At 64.7% G+C, this 15814-nt stretch carries 12 protein-coding genes; 6 read left to right on the forward strand and 6 right to left on the reverse strand.

Features of this window, described 5'->3' with window-relative positions:
- The first annotated feature begins 12 nt into the window (after positions 1-12).
- Genes Q6A48_RS17235 through Q6A48_RS17245 form a run of 3 tightly spaced genes read left to right on the forward strand, consistent with a single transcriptional unit; the run spans position 13 to position 5221 of the window.
- Entirely contained in the window at positions 13-1116 is a 1104-nt protein-coding gene (locus Q6A48_RS17235) for an efflux RND transporter periplasmic adaptor subunit (RefSeq protein WP_304555347.1), read from the forward strand.
- Positions 1113-2177: an efflux RND transporter periplasmic adaptor subunit gene (locus Q6A48_RS17240; RefSeq protein WP_304555348.1), complete on the forward strand. Its 1065-nt coding sequence runs from the start codon at positions 1113-1115 to the stop codon at positions 2175-2177. Before Q6A48_RS17235 ends, Q6A48_RS17240 begins: the two co-directional genes overlap by 4 nt.
- Positions 2174-5221: an efflux RND transporter permease subunit gene (locus Q6A48_RS17245; protein WP_304555349.1), complete on the forward strand. Its 3048-nt coding sequence runs from the start codon at positions 2174-2176 to the stop codon at positions 5219-5221. Before Q6A48_RS17240 ends, Q6A48_RS17245 begins: the two co-directional genes overlap by 4 nt.
- Positions 5222-5378: 157 nt before the next feature.
- On the opposite strand, the gene Q6A48_RS17250 is transcribed toward Q6A48_RS17245, so the two are convergent.
- The gene (locus Q6A48_RS17250) at positions 5379-7598 is read right to left on the reverse strand and encodes a heavy metal translocating P-type ATPase (RefSeq protein WP_304555351.1); all 2220 of its coding nucleotides are present in this window, start codon (positions 7596-7598) and stop codon (positions 5379-5381) included.
- Positions 7599-7684: 86 nt separating this feature from the next.
- Here Q6A48_RS17250 and cadR point away from each other — a divergent pair, with 86 nt between their 5' ends.
- Positions 7685-8131 (forward strand): Cd(II)/Pb(II)-responsive transcriptional regulator, encoded by a 447-nt coding sequence (gene cadR / locus Q6A48_RS17255; RefSeq protein WP_304555352.1) that lies wholly within the window; start codon positions 7685-7687, stop codon positions 8129-8131.
- 218 nt (positions 8132-8349) lie between these two features.
- Here cadR and Q6A48_RS17260 read toward each other — a convergent pair whose 3' ends face one another.
- The 3 genes from Q6A48_RS17260 to Q6A48_RS17270 form a co-directional block, all read right to left on the reverse strand.
- A complete protein-coding gene (locus Q6A48_RS17260) occupies positions 8350-9321 on the reverse strand; it encodes a thymidylate synthase (protein ID WP_304555353.1) in 972 nt (323 codons plus the stop codon).
- A gap of 51 nt (positions 9322-9372) precedes the next feature.
- A complete protein-coding gene (gene lgt / locus Q6A48_RS17265) occupies positions 9373-10182 on the reverse strand; it encodes a prolipoprotein diacylglyceryl transferase (RefSeq protein ID WP_042730278.1) in 810 nt (269 codons plus the stop codon).
- A 68-nt stretch (positions 10183-10250) separates the two neighbouring features.
- Positions 10251-11033: a sulfite exporter TauE/SafE family protein gene (locus Q6A48_RS17270; RefSeq protein ID WP_304555402.1), complete on the reverse strand. Its 783-nt coding sequence runs from the start codon at positions 11031-11033 to the stop codon at positions 10251-10253.
- A gap of 317 nt (positions 11034-11350) precedes the next feature.
- Here Q6A48_RS17270 and Q6A48_RS17275 point away from each other — a divergent pair, with 317 nt between their 5' ends.
- A complete protein-coding gene (locus Q6A48_RS17275; protein WP_304555354.1) occupies positions 11351-12097 on the forward strand; it encodes an NRDE family protein in 747 nt (248 codons plus the stop codon).
- A gap of 135 nt (positions 12098-12232) precedes the next feature.
- On the opposite strand, the gene ptsP is transcribed toward Q6A48_RS17275, so the two are convergent.
- Positions 12233-14512, reverse strand: a complete 2280-nt coding sequence (gene ptsP, locus Q6A48_RS17280) for a phosphoenolpyruvate--protein phosphotransferase (protein ID WP_304555355.1) — start codon at positions 14510-14512, stop codon at positions 12233-12235.
- A gap of 22 nt (positions 14513-14534) precedes the next feature.
- On the reverse strand, positions 14535-15014 hold the full coding sequence (locus Q6A48_RS17285; RefSeq protein WP_003186867.1) for an RNA pyrophosphohydrolase: 480 nt from the start codon (positions 15012-15014) through the stop codon (positions 14535-14537).
- Positions 15015-15157: 143 nt separating this feature from the next.
- Between Q6A48_RS17285 and Q6A48_RS17290 the strand changes: the two genes are divergently transcribed.
- Positions 15158-15814 (forward strand): histidinol-phosphatase, encoded by a 657-nt coding sequence (locus Q6A48_RS17290; protein WP_304555356.1) that lies wholly within the window; start codon positions 15158-15160, stop codon positions 15812-15814.

Raw genomic sequence — 15814 nt, forward strand, 5'->3', positions numbered from 1 at the left:
CAAGGAGTCTGCATGGGTGGTCCCCGAATCAAACTGGTTGTTGGCCTGGGCTTGTGCGCGCTGTTGGCGGGATGCGGTGATGAAAAACCTGCGGAAAAAGCCTTGCCACGGGTGTTCGTGCAGCAGGCCGTGCCCAGCGAATACGCCGCTTCGGTGACGCTGACCGGTGATGTCCAGGCGCGGGTGCAGACCGATCTTTCGTTTCGCGTGGGCGGCAAGATCATCGAGCGCAAGGTGGATGTCGGCGACCGGGTTTCGGCCCGGCAAGTGCTGGCCCGGCTCGACCCGCGTGACTTGCAGACCAACGTCGACTCCGCCGAGGCCCAGGTGGCCGCCGAGCAGGCACGGGTCAAGCAGAGCGCGGCGGCGTTCGTGCGCCAGCAGAAACTCCTGCCCAAGGGCTACACCAGCCAGAGCGAATATGACACGGCCCAGGCGCAACTGCGCAGCAGCCAGAGCGCCCTGACCGCGGCCCAGGCCCAATTGGCCAATGCCCGCGAACAACTGAGCTACACCGCGCTGGTGGCCGAGATGCCGGGCATCATCACGGCGCGCCAGGCCGAAGTGGGCCAGGTGGTGCAGGCCACCGAGCCGATTTTCAGCCTGGCCCAGGACGGCGAGCGCGAGGCGGTGTTCAATATCTACGAATCGCTGTTGCGTGAGCCGCCCTCGGATCCGGCGATTGTCATCAGCCTGCTGGACAACCCGGCCATCCAGACCACCGGCAAGGTCCGCGAGATCACCCCGGCGGTGTCCGCCCAGACCGGCACGGTCCAGGTCAAGGTCACCCTCGACAGCCTGCCCGAAGGCATGCGCCTGGGATCGGTGGTCAGCGCCACGGCCAAATCCGCCGGCAAGACCGCCGTCGAGCTGCCCTGGTCGGCATTGACCAAGAACCTCAGTGAACCGGCCGTGTGGCTGGTGGATGGCGAGGGCAAGGCGCAGCTGCATTCGGTCACCGTCGGCCGTTACCTGACGGGCAAGGTCATCGTCAGCGACGGGCTCAAGGGCGGCGAGAAAGTCGTCACCGCGGGCGGGCAGTTGCTGCATCCCGGCGTACGCGTCGAAATAGCGGACAACACTGCCGCGAAATCCCCGACAGGAGCCCAGCCATGAAAGGTCCATGGACGCTCCTGGCGGCGTTGCTCCTGGTCGCCTGTTCGAAGGAAGAAACCCCGCCCGAGCCGGTGCGCCCGGTGTTGTCGGTCGAGGTCCAGGCCTTGGACCAACAGGCCCTTGGACGCTTCGCCGGGAATATCCAGGCGCGTTACGAAACCAACGTGGGTTTCCGCGTGCCGGGGCGAATCGCCAGCCGCAATGTCGACGTCGGTGCCGAGGTGAAGAAAGGCGACTTGCTCGCCACCCTCGACCCCACCGACCAGCAGAACCAGTTGCGCGCGTCCCAGGGCGACCTGGCGCGGATCGAGGCGCAGTACATCAATGCCCAGGCCAATGCCCGTCGCCAGCAGCAATTGTTCGACCGTGGCGTGGGCGCCCAGGCGCAACTGGACATCGCCCAGACCGACCTGAAGACCACCGGCGCCGCCCTCGAACAAGCCAAGGCGGCGGTGACGCAAGCCCGTGACCAACTCAACTACAGCGAACTGCACACCGATCACGACGCGGTCGTCACGGCCTGGAACGCCGAAGTCGGGCAGGTGGTCACCGCCGGCCAGCAAGTGGTGACCCTGGCCCGCCCGGACATCAAGGAAGCGGTGATCGACCTGCCGGCCGACCTCGTCGACCGGCTGCCCGCCGACGTGGTGTTCGAAGTCGCCGCGCAACTGGACCCGACCACCCACACCACCGCCATCGTCCGCGAGATCGAACCCCAGGCCCAGAGTGCCACTCGCACGCGCCGCGCCCGGCTGACGCTGACCGAGACGCCGCCGGGCTTTCGCCTGGGCACGGCCATCAGCGTCACCTTGAGTTCGGCCATCGAGCCGCGGATCGAATTGCCCCTCAGTGCGCTGCAAGAGGTTGATGGCAAGGCCCGGATCTGGCTGATCGATCCGCAGAGCCAGACAGTAACGCCGCGCGAGGTGCGGATCATCGAGCGTTCGGCGAACTCGGTGCTGGTCGCCAATGGCATCAAGCCTGGCGACCGCGTGGTCAGCGCCGGCGTGAACAGCCTCAAGCCGGGGCAGAAAGTGAAACTGGACGAGGACGCACGATGAAAGGGCCTTTCAACTTATCCGAATGGGCCCTGCGGCATCAGTCGTTCGTCTGGTACCTGATGTTCGTCGCGTTGCTGATGGGGGTGTTTTCCTACCTGAACCTGGGTCGTGAAGAAGACCCGTCGTTCACCATCAAGACCATGGTCATCCAGACCCGCTGGCCCGGCGCGACCCAGGAGGAAACCCTCAAGCAGGTCACCGATCGCATCGAGAAGAAACTCGAAGAGCTCGACTCCCTCGACTACGTCAAGAGCTACACCCGTCCGGGGGAGTCGACGGTGTTCGTGTACCTGCGCGATACCACCAGCGCCAAGGACATCCCCGAGATCTGGTACCAGGTGCGCAAGAAGATCAACGACATTCGCGGCGACTTCCCCGAGGGCTTGCAGGGGCCGGGGTTCAACGACGAATTCGGCGACGTGTACGGTTCGGTGTATGCCTTCACCGGCGACGGCTTGTCGATGCGCCAGTTGCGTGACTACGTGGAGCAGGTCCGCGCCGAAATCCGCGACGTGCCGGGCCTGGGCAAGGTGGAAATGATCGGCGAGCAGGATGAAGTGCTGTACCTGAACTTCTCCACGCGCAAACTCGCCGCGCTGGGCATCGACCAGCGCCAGGTGGTGCAGAGCCTGCAATCGCAGAACGCGGTGACCCCCGCCGGGGTGATCGACGCCGGTCCCGAGCGGATTTCCGTGCGCACCTCCGGCCAGTTCCAGTCGGAAAAAGACCTGGCCAACGTCAACCTGCGGCTCAACGATCGGTTCTATCGCCTGGCTGACATCGCCGATATCAGTCGCGGCTACGTCGACCCCTCCACCCCAATGTTCCGCTTCAACGGCACGCCGGCCATCGGCCTGGCCATCGCCATGAAGAAGGGCGGCAACATCCAGCAGTTCGGCAAGGCATTGCACGCACGCATGACCGAGCTGACGGCCGACCTGCCGGTGGGCGTGGGCGTGCACACCGTGTCGGACCAGGCCGAGGTGGTGGAGGAGGCCGTCGGCGGCTTCACCAGCGCGTTGTTCGAGGCAGTGGTCATCGTGCTGGTGGTCAGCTTCATCAGCCTGGGCATACGCGCCGGGCTGGTGGTGGCTTGCTCGATCCCGCTGGTGCTGGCGATGGTCTTCCTGTTCATGGAGTACAGCGGCATCACCATGCAGCGGATCTCCCTCGGCGCGTTGATCATCGCCCTCGGGCTGCTGGTGGACGACGCGATGATCACCGTGGAGATGATGGTCACGCGCCTGGAGAAAGGCGACAGCAAGGACCAGGCGGCCACCTTTGCCTACACCTCCACGGCGTTCCCGATGCTCACCGGGACCCTCGTGACCGTGGCCGGTTTCGTGCCCATCGGCCTGAACGCCAGTTCCGCCGGCGAGTACACCTTCACCCTGTTCGCCGTTATCGCCGTCGCGATGCTGGTGTCCTGGATCGTCGCGGTGCTGTTCGCACCGGTGATCGGCGTGCACATCCTCAGCACCAACGTGAAACCCCATAGCACCGAGCCGGGGCGGATCGGCCGGGCGTTCAACGGCGGCCTGCTGTGGGCGATGCGCAATCGCTGGTGGGCCATCGGCATCACCGTGCTGCTGTTCGTGCTGGCGGTGTTCTGCATGCGCTTCGTGCAGAACCAGTTCTTCCCGTCCTCGGACCGCCCGGAGATCCTGGTGGACCTGAACCTGCCGCAAAACGCCTCGATGGACGAGACGCGCCGGGCGGTCGATCGCCTGGAAGCCACCCTCAAGGGTGACCCGGACATCGAGCGCTGGAGCACTTACATCGGCGAAGGCGCGATTCGCTTCTACCTGCCCCTGGACCAGCAACTACAGAACCCGTACTACGCGCAACTGGTGATCGTCAGCAAGGGCCTGGAATCGCGCACGGCCCTCACCGAGCGCCTGCAAAAACGCTTGCGCGAGGATTTCGTCGGCATCGGCAGCTACGTCCAGGCCCTGGAAATGGGCCCGCCGGTGGGCCGGCCGATCCAATACCGGGTCAGCGGCAAGGACATCGACCAGGTGCGCAAGCACGCCATCGAACTGGCTACCGAACTGGACAAGAACTCGCACATCGGCGAAATCATTTACGACTGGAACGAGCCGGGCAAGGTGCTGCGCGTCGACATCGCCCAGGACAAGGCGCGGCAACTGGGCTTGTCCTCCGATGACGTCGCGCGGCTGATGAACAGCATCGTCAGCGGCTCGCCCGTGACCCAGGTCGACGACGATATCTACCTGATCAACGTGGTGGGACGCGCCACCGACGCCGAGCGGGGCTCGCCGGAAACCTTGCAGAACCTGCAGATCGTCACCCCCGGTGGTGTCTCGATCCCGCTGTTGGCATTCGCCACTGTGCGCTACGAGCTGGAGCAGCCGCTGGTGTGGCGTCGCGACCGCAAGCCGACGATCACCATCAAGGCCGCAGTGCGCGACGAGATCCAGCCCACCGACCTGGTGAAGCAGCTGCAACCGGACATCGACAAGTTCGCCGCCGGCTTGCCAGTGGGCTACAAGGTCGCCACCGGCGGCACGGTGGAAGAAAGCAGCAAGGCCCAGGGGCCGATTGCCAGCGTCGTTCCGCTGATGCTGTTCCTGATGGCGACTTTCCTGATGATCCAGCTGCACAGCGTGCAGAAGCTGTTCCTGGTGGCGAGCGTGGCTCCCCTCGGCCTGATCGGCGTGGTCCTGGCGCTGGTGCCGACGGGCACGCCCATGGGCTTCGTGGCGATCCTGGGGATCCTGGCGCTGATCGGCATCATCATCCGCAACTCGGTGATCCTGGTGACCCAGATCGACGAGTACGAGCGCGACGGCTACGAGCCCTGGGACGCGGTGGTGGAAGCCACCGAGCATCGGCGCCGGCCGATCCTGCTCACGGCCGCCGCCGCGAGCCTGGGGATGATCCCGATCGCCCGCGAAGTGTTCTGGGGGCCGATGGCCTACGCGATGATCGGCGGGATCATCATCGCTACCCTGCTGACCTTGCTGTTCCTGCCGGCGTTGTATGTGGCCTGGTACAAGATTCGCGAGCCCAAGCGTGACTGAATGGGTGTTGAGCCCTCAGGGCTGCTGTGCAGCCCATCGCGAGCAAGCTTTGCTCCCACAGCAGATCTGCAGTGAGTTCAAAACTCTGTATTCACAAAGCTCCAACTGTGGGAGCAAAGCTTGCTCGCGATGAGGCCAGCCCTGTCACCCCGGCCTTTTACTTGCGCAACAACCGCAACCCATTGAACACCACCAGCAAGCTCACCCCCATGTCGGCGAACACCGCCATCCACATGGTGGCGAGGCCGGCGAAGGTCACCCCGAGGAAAATCGCCTTGATGACCAGCGCCAGGGCGATGTTCTGCTTCAGGATGCTCGACGTCTGCCGCGACAGGCGGATAAAGGCCGGGATCTTGCGCAGGTCGTCGTCCATCAACGCGACATCGGCGGTCTCGATGGCCGTGTCGGTCCCGGCCGCCGCCATGGCGAAGCCGATTTCCGCGCGGGCCAGGGCCGGGGCGTCGTTGATGCCGTCACCCACCATGCCGACCCGGTGCCCCTTGGCGTACAGCGCTTCGATGGCTTGCTGCTTGTCGCTCGGCAGCAGGTCGCCCCGGGCCTGGTCCATGCCCACCTGCGCCGCGATCGCATCGGCGGTGTGGGCGTTGTCGCCGGTCAACATCAGGGTCTTGATGCCCAGGTCGTGCAATTGCCGGATGGCTTCGCGGCTGGATTCCTTCACGGTGTCGGCCACGGCGAACAGCGCCAGGGGGCCCTTGGCGTCGAGCAACAGCACCACCGACTTGCCTTGTTTTTCCAGGGCGAAGAGCTGTTCTTCCAGTTCGGGAGAGCACAGGCCCAGATCTTCCACCAGGCGGTGGTTACCCAAGTGATACGTCTGGCCGTCGATGTCGCCACGTACACCCCGTCCCGGCAGTGCCTGGAAGTTATCCACAGGCCGCGCCGGGGCGTTCTTATCCACAGCCGCGTCGACGATTGCCCGGGACACCGGGTGGTCCGAGCGGGCGGCGAGGGCGGCGGCCAGGGCCGGTGCGGTGGTTTCCACGGTCGCGTCCAGCACCACGCAGTCGGTTTGCACCGGCTTGCCGTGGGTGATCGTGCCGGTCTTGTCCAGGGCCAGGTAGTCGAGCTTGTAGCCACCCTCCAGGTACACGCCACCCTTGACCAGGATGCCCTTGCGCGCCGCTGCCGCCAGGCCGCTGACGATGGTCACCGGCGTGGAAATCACCAGCGCGCACGGGCAGGCCACCACCAGCAGCACCAGCGCCCGGTAGATCCAGTCGAACCACGGGGCGCCCATGAACAGCGGCGGGATGACCGCCACTGCCAGGGCCAGGGCGAACACCGCCGGGGTGTAATAGGTTGAAAATTGATCAACGAAACGCTGGGTGGGCGCCCGCGAGCCCTGGGCTTGTTCCACGGCGTGGATGATGCGCGCCAGGGTGGACTGGTTCGCGGCCGCCGTGACGGTGTATTCCAGTTCGCCGGCCTGGTTGATGGTGCCGGCGAACACCTTGTCGCCCACGGTTTTTTCCACCGGCAGGCTTTCGCCGGTGATCGGCGCCTGGTCGAGGGTCGAGCGACCGGCGACCACGTCGCCGTCCAGGGCCACGCGCTCGCCCGGGCGAACCCGGACCCGCGTGCCCAGGGCGATGGCCTTGACCTCCTGCACCTGCCAACGACCGTCGGCCTGCTGCACGGTGGCCTGTTCCGGAGCCATCTGCATCAGGCCGCTGATGGCGTTGCGCGCCCGGTCCAGGGATTTGGCTTCGATCAGTTCGGCCACGGTGAACAGGAACATCACCATCGCCGCTTCCGGCCACTGGCCGATCAGCACGGCGCCGGTCACGGCGATGCTCATCAGCGCGTTGATGTTCAGGTTGCGGTTCTTCAGGGCGATCCAGCCCTTCTTGTAGGTGCCCAGGCCCCCGCTGAGGATCGACACCAGCGCCACCACGGCCACCACCCAGCTGGGCGCGGCATGGGTGAAATGGATGACCTCGGCGGCCAGGGCCGTGACGCCGGACAGCGCCAGCGGCCACCAGGGCTTGGCCGGGGCCGGCGGTTGATGGGTGGGTTTCTCTTGCCCCGGCACCAGCGGCTCGGCCTGCATGCCCAAGGATTCGATGGCCTTGATGATCGGCGCGTCGTCGGGCAGGTCATGGGTCACGCCCAGCACGCGGTTGATCAGGTTGAATTCCAGCTGCTGCACGCCTCCGAGCTTGCCGAGCTTGTTCTGGATCAGCGTCTGTTCGGTGGGGCAGTCCATCGCCTCGATGCGAAAACTGCTCGACCGCGCGCCGTCTGTCGGCGCTTTGCCGAGCTTGACCACCGACGGGGCTGCTTTCGTGGAGCAGCAGGAGTGCCCGTGGTCATGGCCGTGGTCCGGCTTGTGGGTATGAAGGGAATCGCTCATCGGGTTGCGTCCGTGAAAAGTGCCTGTTGCACAGTAAAGACCCTGTAGCCACTATAGGGTCAAGCACCTATTCGGGAGGCACTGCCATGAAGATCGGCGAACTGGCGAAAATCACCGACTGCCAGGTCGAAACCATCCGCTACTACGAGCGCGAAGGCCTGCTGCCGGAACCGGCCCGCAGCGACGGCAACTACCGCGTCTACACCCAGGCCCACGCCGAGCGGCTGACGTTCATCCGCAACTGTCGAACCCTGGACATGACCCTGGAGGAAATCCGCAGCCTGCTGGCCCTGCGCGACAGCCCCCAGGACCAATGCGAAAGCGTCAATGCCCTGATCGATGAACACATCCACCACGTCAAGGCGCGCATCGATGGCCTGCTGGCCTTGCAGGCACAGCTGATCGACCTGCGCCATCGCTGTGGCGAAGGGCCGGACCTGGAACAGTGTGGGATCTTGCAGCGCCTGGAGGTGAGCGGGGCGGTGGTGCCGGAGGCAGAGCCCTCGCATGTGGGGCGCAGTCACGGGCATTGAGCCCTTGCCGCCAATCCGAATACACAGTGCCGCCTATGGCGAGCCTGTGGGAGCAAAGCTTGGTGTGAGCCTGTGGGAGCAAAGCTTGGTGTAAGCCTGTGGGAGCAAAGCTTGCTCGCGATGAACGATAACGCGATCTTCTGACGGATCGAGGCGTTTCCATCGCGAGCAAGCTTTGCCCCCACAGGTCCGTACACAGGGGCGATGATGGGGTTCTTTCAGACCGCCATCGGCGCGGTCATCGGCGCATGGTGCTGGTAGCCTTCGAGGCTGAAGTCGCTTGGCTCCACCCGCTCCAGCCACTCGGGCTGGTACACGCCGGTCTTGGCGAACTCCGGCACCCGTTCGGCAATCACCAGCCTGGGCATCGGGAACGGTTCGCGGGTGAGCTGTTCGTTGAGCATGTCCAGGTGGTTTTCGTAGACGTGCGCATCGCCGATGAAATAGGTGAACCAGCGCGGCGTGTAGCCGGTCAGGCGGCCGATCAGGCTCAGCAGCGCGGCGCCCTCGGTGAGGTTGAACGGCGTGCCCAGGCCCAGGTCGTTGGAGCGGATGTAGAGGGTCAGGGAAATTTCCCGGGTCTCGACATTCGGGTGGAACTGATAGAGCAGATGGCACGGCGGCAGGGCCATCTCGTCGAGCTGGGCGCAGTTCCAGCCATGGAACAGGATGCGCCGGCTGCCCGGGTCCTTGATGATGGTGTCGACGCACTGGCGAACCTGGTCGATGGCCTTGTACAGCACCACGTAGGCCTGGCCGTTTTCTTCGCCTTCGGCGATCTGCCGGTAACCCTGGGCCAGCGTCTGCTCGATGGCCGCCCGATTGTTCACCGGGATCTGCTTGTAGGCTGGCCACTTGCGCCATTGCACGCCGTAGATCTCGCCGAGGTCGTCATCGCCCTGGCGGAACGGATTGGCCAGCCACTGGGCGTTTTCGTTGGCGTTCTGGTCCCAGACCTTACAGCCCAGTGCCCGGAACTCGGCGGCGTTGTTGACGCCACGGAGGAAGCCGCACATCTCGCCGATGGCCGATTTGAACGCCATCTTGCGGGTGGTGATGGCCGGGAAACCGTCCTTCAGGTCGTAGCGCAGCATCGCCCCGGGGAAACTGATAGTGTTCACGCCCGTGCGGTTGGCTTGCTTGGTGCCGTTCTTGATGACGTGGGCCACCAGATCGAGATATTGCTTCATGGGTTACCTGTGTCCTTGAACCCGGGGCCAGCGCCCCGGGGTTCGATTTTCTTAAGCCTTGGCCGCCGCAGCCGGCGCACGATGATAAGCCAGCCAGATCAGTACCAGGCCGCCGACGATCATCGGCAGGCACAGCACCTGGCCCATGGTCAGCCAGTTCCACGCCAGATAGCCGAGCTGGGCGTCCGGTACCCGGACGAACTCGACGATGAAGCGGAAGATCCCGTAGAACAGTGCGAACATGCCCGACACCGCCATGGTGGGCCGCGGCTTGCGCGAGAACAGCCAGAGGATCAGGAACAGGGCCACGCCTTCAAGGGCGAACTGGTACAGCTGCGACGGATGGCGCGGCAACTGCGCCGGGTCGCTGAACGGCGGGAAGACCATCGCCCATGGCACGTCGGTTGGCTTGCCCCACAGTTCGGCATTGATGAAGTTGCCGATGCGCCCGGCGCCCAGGCCGATCGGCACCATCGGCGCGACGAAGTCCATCAGCTCGAAGAACGACTTGTTGTTGCGCTTGCCGAACCACACCGCCGCGAGCATCACGCCGATGAACCCCCCGTGGAACGACATGCCGCCCTTCCAGACCTCGAAGATCAGCGTCGGGTTGGCCAGGTAGGCGCTCAGGTCGTAGAACAGCACGTAGCCCAGGCGCCCGCCGACAATCACGCCCATGGACAGCCAGAACACCAGGTCGGAGAGCTTCTCCTTGTTCCAGGTCGGGTCGAAGCGGTTGAGCCGTCGCGACGCCAGCAGCCAGGCGCCGCCGATGCCGACCAGGTACATCAGGCCGTACCAGTGGATTTTCAGCGGGCCGATGGCCAGGGCCACCGGATCGATCTGCGGGTAAGGCAGCATTGATATTCCTCGTAAACGTCAAAAATACCCGGGCGACCGTGCCACCTCGGGATTAAGCCAGGATTGCGTCAGAGCAGGAAACTCAAGCCCACGCAGAACAGCAAAGCGGCGAACAGCCGTTTGAGCAAGCGCGGTGACAGGCGATGGGCCAGCCGCGCGCCGAAGCGGGCGAAGACCATGCTGGTCAGGGCGATGCCCAACAGCGCCGGCAAATACACAAAACCGAGACTATGGGGCGGCAGCAGTGGATCGTGCCAGCCCAGAATCATGAAACTTGTCGCACTGGCCAGGGCGATCGGCAGGCCGCAGGCCGATGACGTCGCCACCGCCTGTTGCATCGGCACGCTGCGCCAGGTCAGGAACGGTACGGTCAACGAACCGCCGCCGATGCCGAAAATCGCCGAGGCCCAGCCGATCACCGTACCGGCCACGGTCAGCCCGGCCTTGCCCGGCACCGTGCGGCTGGCCTTGGGCTTGAAGTCCAGGGCCAGTTGCACCGCGACGACCATGGCGAACACACCGATGATCTTCTGCAGGTTCGGGCCGGAAATCGCCTCGGCGGTGATGGCCCCGACACCGGCCCCCACCAGGATCCCGAGGGTCATCCAGGCGAAGATCGGCCAGCGCACCGCGCCCTTGCGCTGGTGCTCGCGCACGGCATTGACCGAGGTGAAGATGATCGACGCCAGGGAGGTGCCCACGGCCAGGTGCGTCAGGACCTGCGGATCGAAGCCCTGCAACGTGAAGCTGAACACCAGCACCGGCACGATGATCATCCCGCCGCCCACGCCGAACAGCCCGGCCAGCACGCCGGCACAGGCGCCGAGCAGCAGATAGAGCACGAATTCCACCAGCGTCTCCCCCAGCCATCCCCGAAACAAGAGCGGCATGGTAACGGATCCATGGCCTTGGGCTCCACTTAAGGCGATGGAAGCATGGGGGATGTGTGGGTAGAGTGGTCCATGATGGACTTACAGATAACCTCTGTAGCGAGGGGATTTATCCCCGTTGGGCTACACAGTAGCCCCGAGATTTTCAACTCAATCAATCGGGTACACCGCGTTGCCAGGTTTTAGGGCCGCTGCGCAACCCAGCGGGGATAAATCCCCTCGCCACAACGGTGTTCGCTTCGTTCCCTGCCGACTGGCCTTTTTAACAGGACAACCTGATGTGCCTGATCGTATTTGCCTGGCGTCCCGGCCACGCCCAGCCGCTGGTCCTGGCGGCCAACCGCGACGAGTTCTACGCCCGGCCGACCTTGCCCCTGGGCCAGTGGCCCGATGCGCCGCACGTTCATGCCGGGCGCGATCTCGAGGCCGGTGGCACCTGGCTGGGCGTTGGTGCCGAGGGCCGCTTTGCCGCGTTGACCAACATCCGTGATCCAGGCCAATTGCCGGCCTTCAAGTCGCGGGGTGAATTGGTGGCGCGGTTCCTGACCGCAAATCTGTCGATCGCCGACTACCTGGGGGAAGTCGTGCCCCGCGCCGGCGAATACGGTGGCTTCAACCTGCTGCTCGGCGACGGCTCCGAGCTGTGGCACCACAACGCCCGCGATACCCAGCCCCAGCGATTGGCCGAGGGGGTCTACGGTTTATCGAACGCCGGGCTGGACACCCCATGGCCCAAGTTGCTCAAGGCGCGCGCTGCGCTGGCGCAAGTGCTGGACGATCCACGTCCCGAGGCATTGCTGGCGCTGCTGGGCGGCCCACATCCCGCCCCGGTGGCTGAATTGCCGGACACCGGCGTGGGGTTGGCGACCGAGACACTGCTGTCGAGCGTGTTCATCGCCAGCCCCGCCTATGGGACGCGGGCGAGTACAGCGCTGATCGTCCATGCCGATGGGACACGGCACCTGGTCGAGCGCAGTTTCGGGCCCCATGGGGGGCATTTGGGGGAGGTGGAATTGCTCGTCTGAAGGGCTACCCGTGGCGAGGGGATTTATCCCCGCTGGGGCGCGAAGCGGCCCTCGGACATGTCTGGCACCGCAGGCGCCGATCCAAAGCAGGGGGCCGCTTCGCAGCCCAGCGGGGATAAATCCCCTCGCCACAAACTAGAGGGTCTTGTTCGAAGCCGGATTGATCATCCGCGCCAACCCGAGGTTCTTCAGCGCCAGTTGCAGGGAGCTGTGGATCACTTGCGGGTTGTCGATGGTCATGACTTCCGCCAGCAGTTCCTGGGCCTTGCTGAGGTTGATCTGGCGCAGCATCCACTTCACTTTCGGCAAGTTGGTGGCGTTCATCGACAGGCTGTCGAAACCCATCGCCATCAACAGCACGGCCGCTGCCGGGTCGCCGGCCATTTCGCCGCAGATGCTCACCGGCTTGCCTTCGGCATGGGCGTCGCGGACCACGGTCTGCAGTGCTTGCAGCACCGCGGGGTGAAGATAATCGTACAGGTCGGCCACCCGTGGGTTGTTGCGGTCCACGGCCAGCAGGTACTGGGTCAGGTCGTTGGAGCCGACCGACAGGAAGTCCACCTGGCGTGCCAGTTCCTTGGTCTGGTACACCGCTGCCGGGATCTCGATCATCACGCCCACCGGCGGCATCGGTACGTCGGTGCCTTCGTCGCGCACTTCGCCCCAGGCCCGGTGGATCAGGTGCAGGGCTTCTTCCAGCTCGTGGGTGCCGGAGATCATCGGCAGCAGGATGCGCAGGTTGTTCAGGCCTTCGCTGGCCTTGAGCATGGCGCGGGCCTGGACCAGGAAGATTTCCGGGTGGTCGAGCGTCACGCGGATGCCGCGCCAGCCGAGGAACGGGTTGTCTTCCTTGATCGGGAAATAGGACAGCGATTTGTCGCCGCCGATGTCCAGGCTGCGCATGGTCACCGGTTGCGGATGGAAGGCGGCCAGTTGTTCACGGTAGATGGCCAGCTGTTCCTTCTCGCTGGGGAAGCGCTGGTTGATCATGAACGGCACTTCGGTGCGGTACAGGCCTACGCCCTCGGCACCGCGCTTCTGCGCCCGGGCCACGTCGGCCAGCAGGCCGGTGTTGACCCACAGCGGCATGCGATGGCCGTCCAGCGTCACGCAAGGCAGGTCGCGCAGCGCATCCAGGCCCAGGGCCAGTTGCTTCTCTTCTTCCACCACGTCGGCGAACTGCTTGCGCAGCACGTCGCTGGGGTTGGTGTAGACCTCGCCGTGGTAGCCGTCGACGATCATCTGGATGCCGTCGACCTTGGAATACGGCAGGTCCACCAGGCCCATCACCGTCGGGATGCCCATGGCCCGGGCCAGGATCGCCACGTGGGAGTTGCCCGAGCCCAGTACCGAGACCAGCCCCGCCAGCTTGCCTTCGGGCACTTCGCCGAGCATGGCCGGGGTCAGCTCTTCGCTGACCAGGATGGTGTTGTCGGGGTAGACCAGGGTCTGCTGGCGCTCCTGCTGCAAGTAGGCCAGCAGCCGGCGGCCGAGGTCCTTGACGTCGGAGGCGCGCTCGCGCAGGTAGGCGTCGTCCATCAGTTCGAAACGGTTGACGTGGTCGGTCACCACCTGGCGCAGCGCGCCCTGGGCCCATTGGCCGGTCTTGATGACCGTGGTCACCTCGCTGCCCAGGGAGGCGTCGTCGAGCATCATCAGGTAGACGTCGAACAGTGCGCGCTCTTCGGGGCGCAGTTGCGTCGCCAGTTTGGCCGACAGGGCGCGCATGTCGGCGCGCACGCCTTCGATGGCGGTCTTGAACAGCGCCAGTTCGGCGTTGATGTCGGTGATGGTCTTGTCCGGCACCACGTCGAGGTCGGCGGGCGGCAGCATGACCACCGCCGTGCCCACCGCCGCACCTGGCGAACCGGGCACGCCGACGAACTTGGCTTCCTGGATGCCCTTGCCCTGGCGGCCCAGGCCACTGATCGAGCCGGTGGCCTCGGCGTGGGCGATCACCCCGGCCAGTTGCGCGCTCATCGTCACGAGGAAGGCTTCTTCACCCTCGTCGAACTGGCGCCGCTCCTTTTGCTGGATGACCAGCACGCCGACGACGCGGCGGTGGTGGATGATCGGGGCGCCGAGGAACGAGGCGTAGCGTTCCTCGCCGGTTTCGGCGAAGTAGCGGTAGCGCGGGTGGTCGGCGGCGTTCTCGAGGTTCAGGGGTTCTTCGCGCGTGCCGACCAGGCCGACCAGACCTTCGTTGGGGGCCATGCTGACCTTGCCGATCGAGCGCTTGTTCAAGCCCTCGGTGGCCATCAGCACGAAACGGTTGGTCTCGGGGTCCAGCAGGTAGACCGAGCAGACCTGGCTGCCCATGGCCTCTTTGACGCGCAATACAATAATCCCCAACGCCGCCTTGAGATCCTTGGCGGAGTTAACTTCCTGGACGATCTTGCGCAGCGTATTGAGCATGGCTCGGGGTCGAACTCCGTCGTCAGTCGCGCGTCAGCAGGCGCGGGGCAAGCTCTTTGAGAGCGCGTCGATACACCTCGCGCTTGAATGTCACCACCTGGCCCAACGGATACCAATAGCTGACCCAGCGCCAGCCATCGAACTCCGGTTTACCGGTCAAATCCATCCGCACCCGCTGCTCGTTGGAGATCAGGCGCAGGAGAAACCATTTCTGCTTCTGGCCGATGCACAGCGGTTGGCTGTGGGTGCGGACCAGGCGTTGCGGCAAACGATAGCGCAACCAGCCGCGGGTGCAGGCGAGTATTTCGACATCTTCTCGCTCCAGCCCCACTTCTTCGTTCAACTCGCGGTACAAGGCCTCTTCCGGCGTCTCCTGGGGGTTGATCCCGCCCTGGGGAAACTGCCAGGCGTCTTGATTGATACGGCGAGCCCATAGCACCTGCCCTGCATCATTCGTCAGAATGATCCCCACATTGGGGCGGAAACCATCGGGGTCGATCACGGCAACAACCTCGCAAACGCATGTCGCCGCATTGTTCCACAAAGGTTGTGAAAGCAGCAACGCGCCGGCCTACCTTATGTGCACTCTTGTGAAAAGTCCGTATTCTGGACACCTTTCTTCAGATTTTTCAGCGAGTAACTGCAATGCGGCTGGCCTTATTCGACTTGGACAACACCTTGCTGGGCGGCGACAGCGACCACGCGTGGGGCGATTACCTGTGTGAGCGCGGCTTTCTCGACGCCGTCGCCTACAAGGCGCGCAACGACGCGTTCTACCAGGACTACCTGGCCGGCAAGCTCGACAACGCCGAGTACCTGAATTTTTGCCTGGAAATCCTGGGCCGCACCGAGATGGACGTGCTGGCCCAGTGGCATTTGGACTACATGCGCGATTGCATCGAGCCGATTGTGTTGCCCCAGGCCCTGGACCTGTTGAAAAAGCACCGTGACGCCGGCGACAAGCTGGTGATCATCACTGCCACCAACCGCTTCGTCACCACCCCGATCGCCGAGCGCCTGGGGGTCGAGACCCTGATCGCCACCGAGTGCGAGATGATCGACGGCCGCTACAGTGGCCGCAGCACCGATATCCCGTGCTTTCGCGAAGGCAAGGTGACCCGGCTGAATCGTTGGTTGCAAGAGACCGGCTATTCGCTGGAGGACAGTTACTTCTACAGCGACTCGATGAATGACCTGCCGTTGCTGGAGGTGGTGACACATCCGGTGGCGGTCGATCCGGATCCGAACCTGCGGGCCGAGGCCCAGAAGCGGGGTTGGCCGGTGATTTCGTTGCGTGGCTGA

Source organism: Pseudomonas citrullilanati, from assembly GCF_030580855.1.
GTDB classification, from domain to species: domain Bacteria; phylum Pseudomonadota; class Gammaproteobacteria; order Pseudomonadales; family Pseudomonadaceae; genus Aquipseudomonas; species Aquipseudomonas citrulli.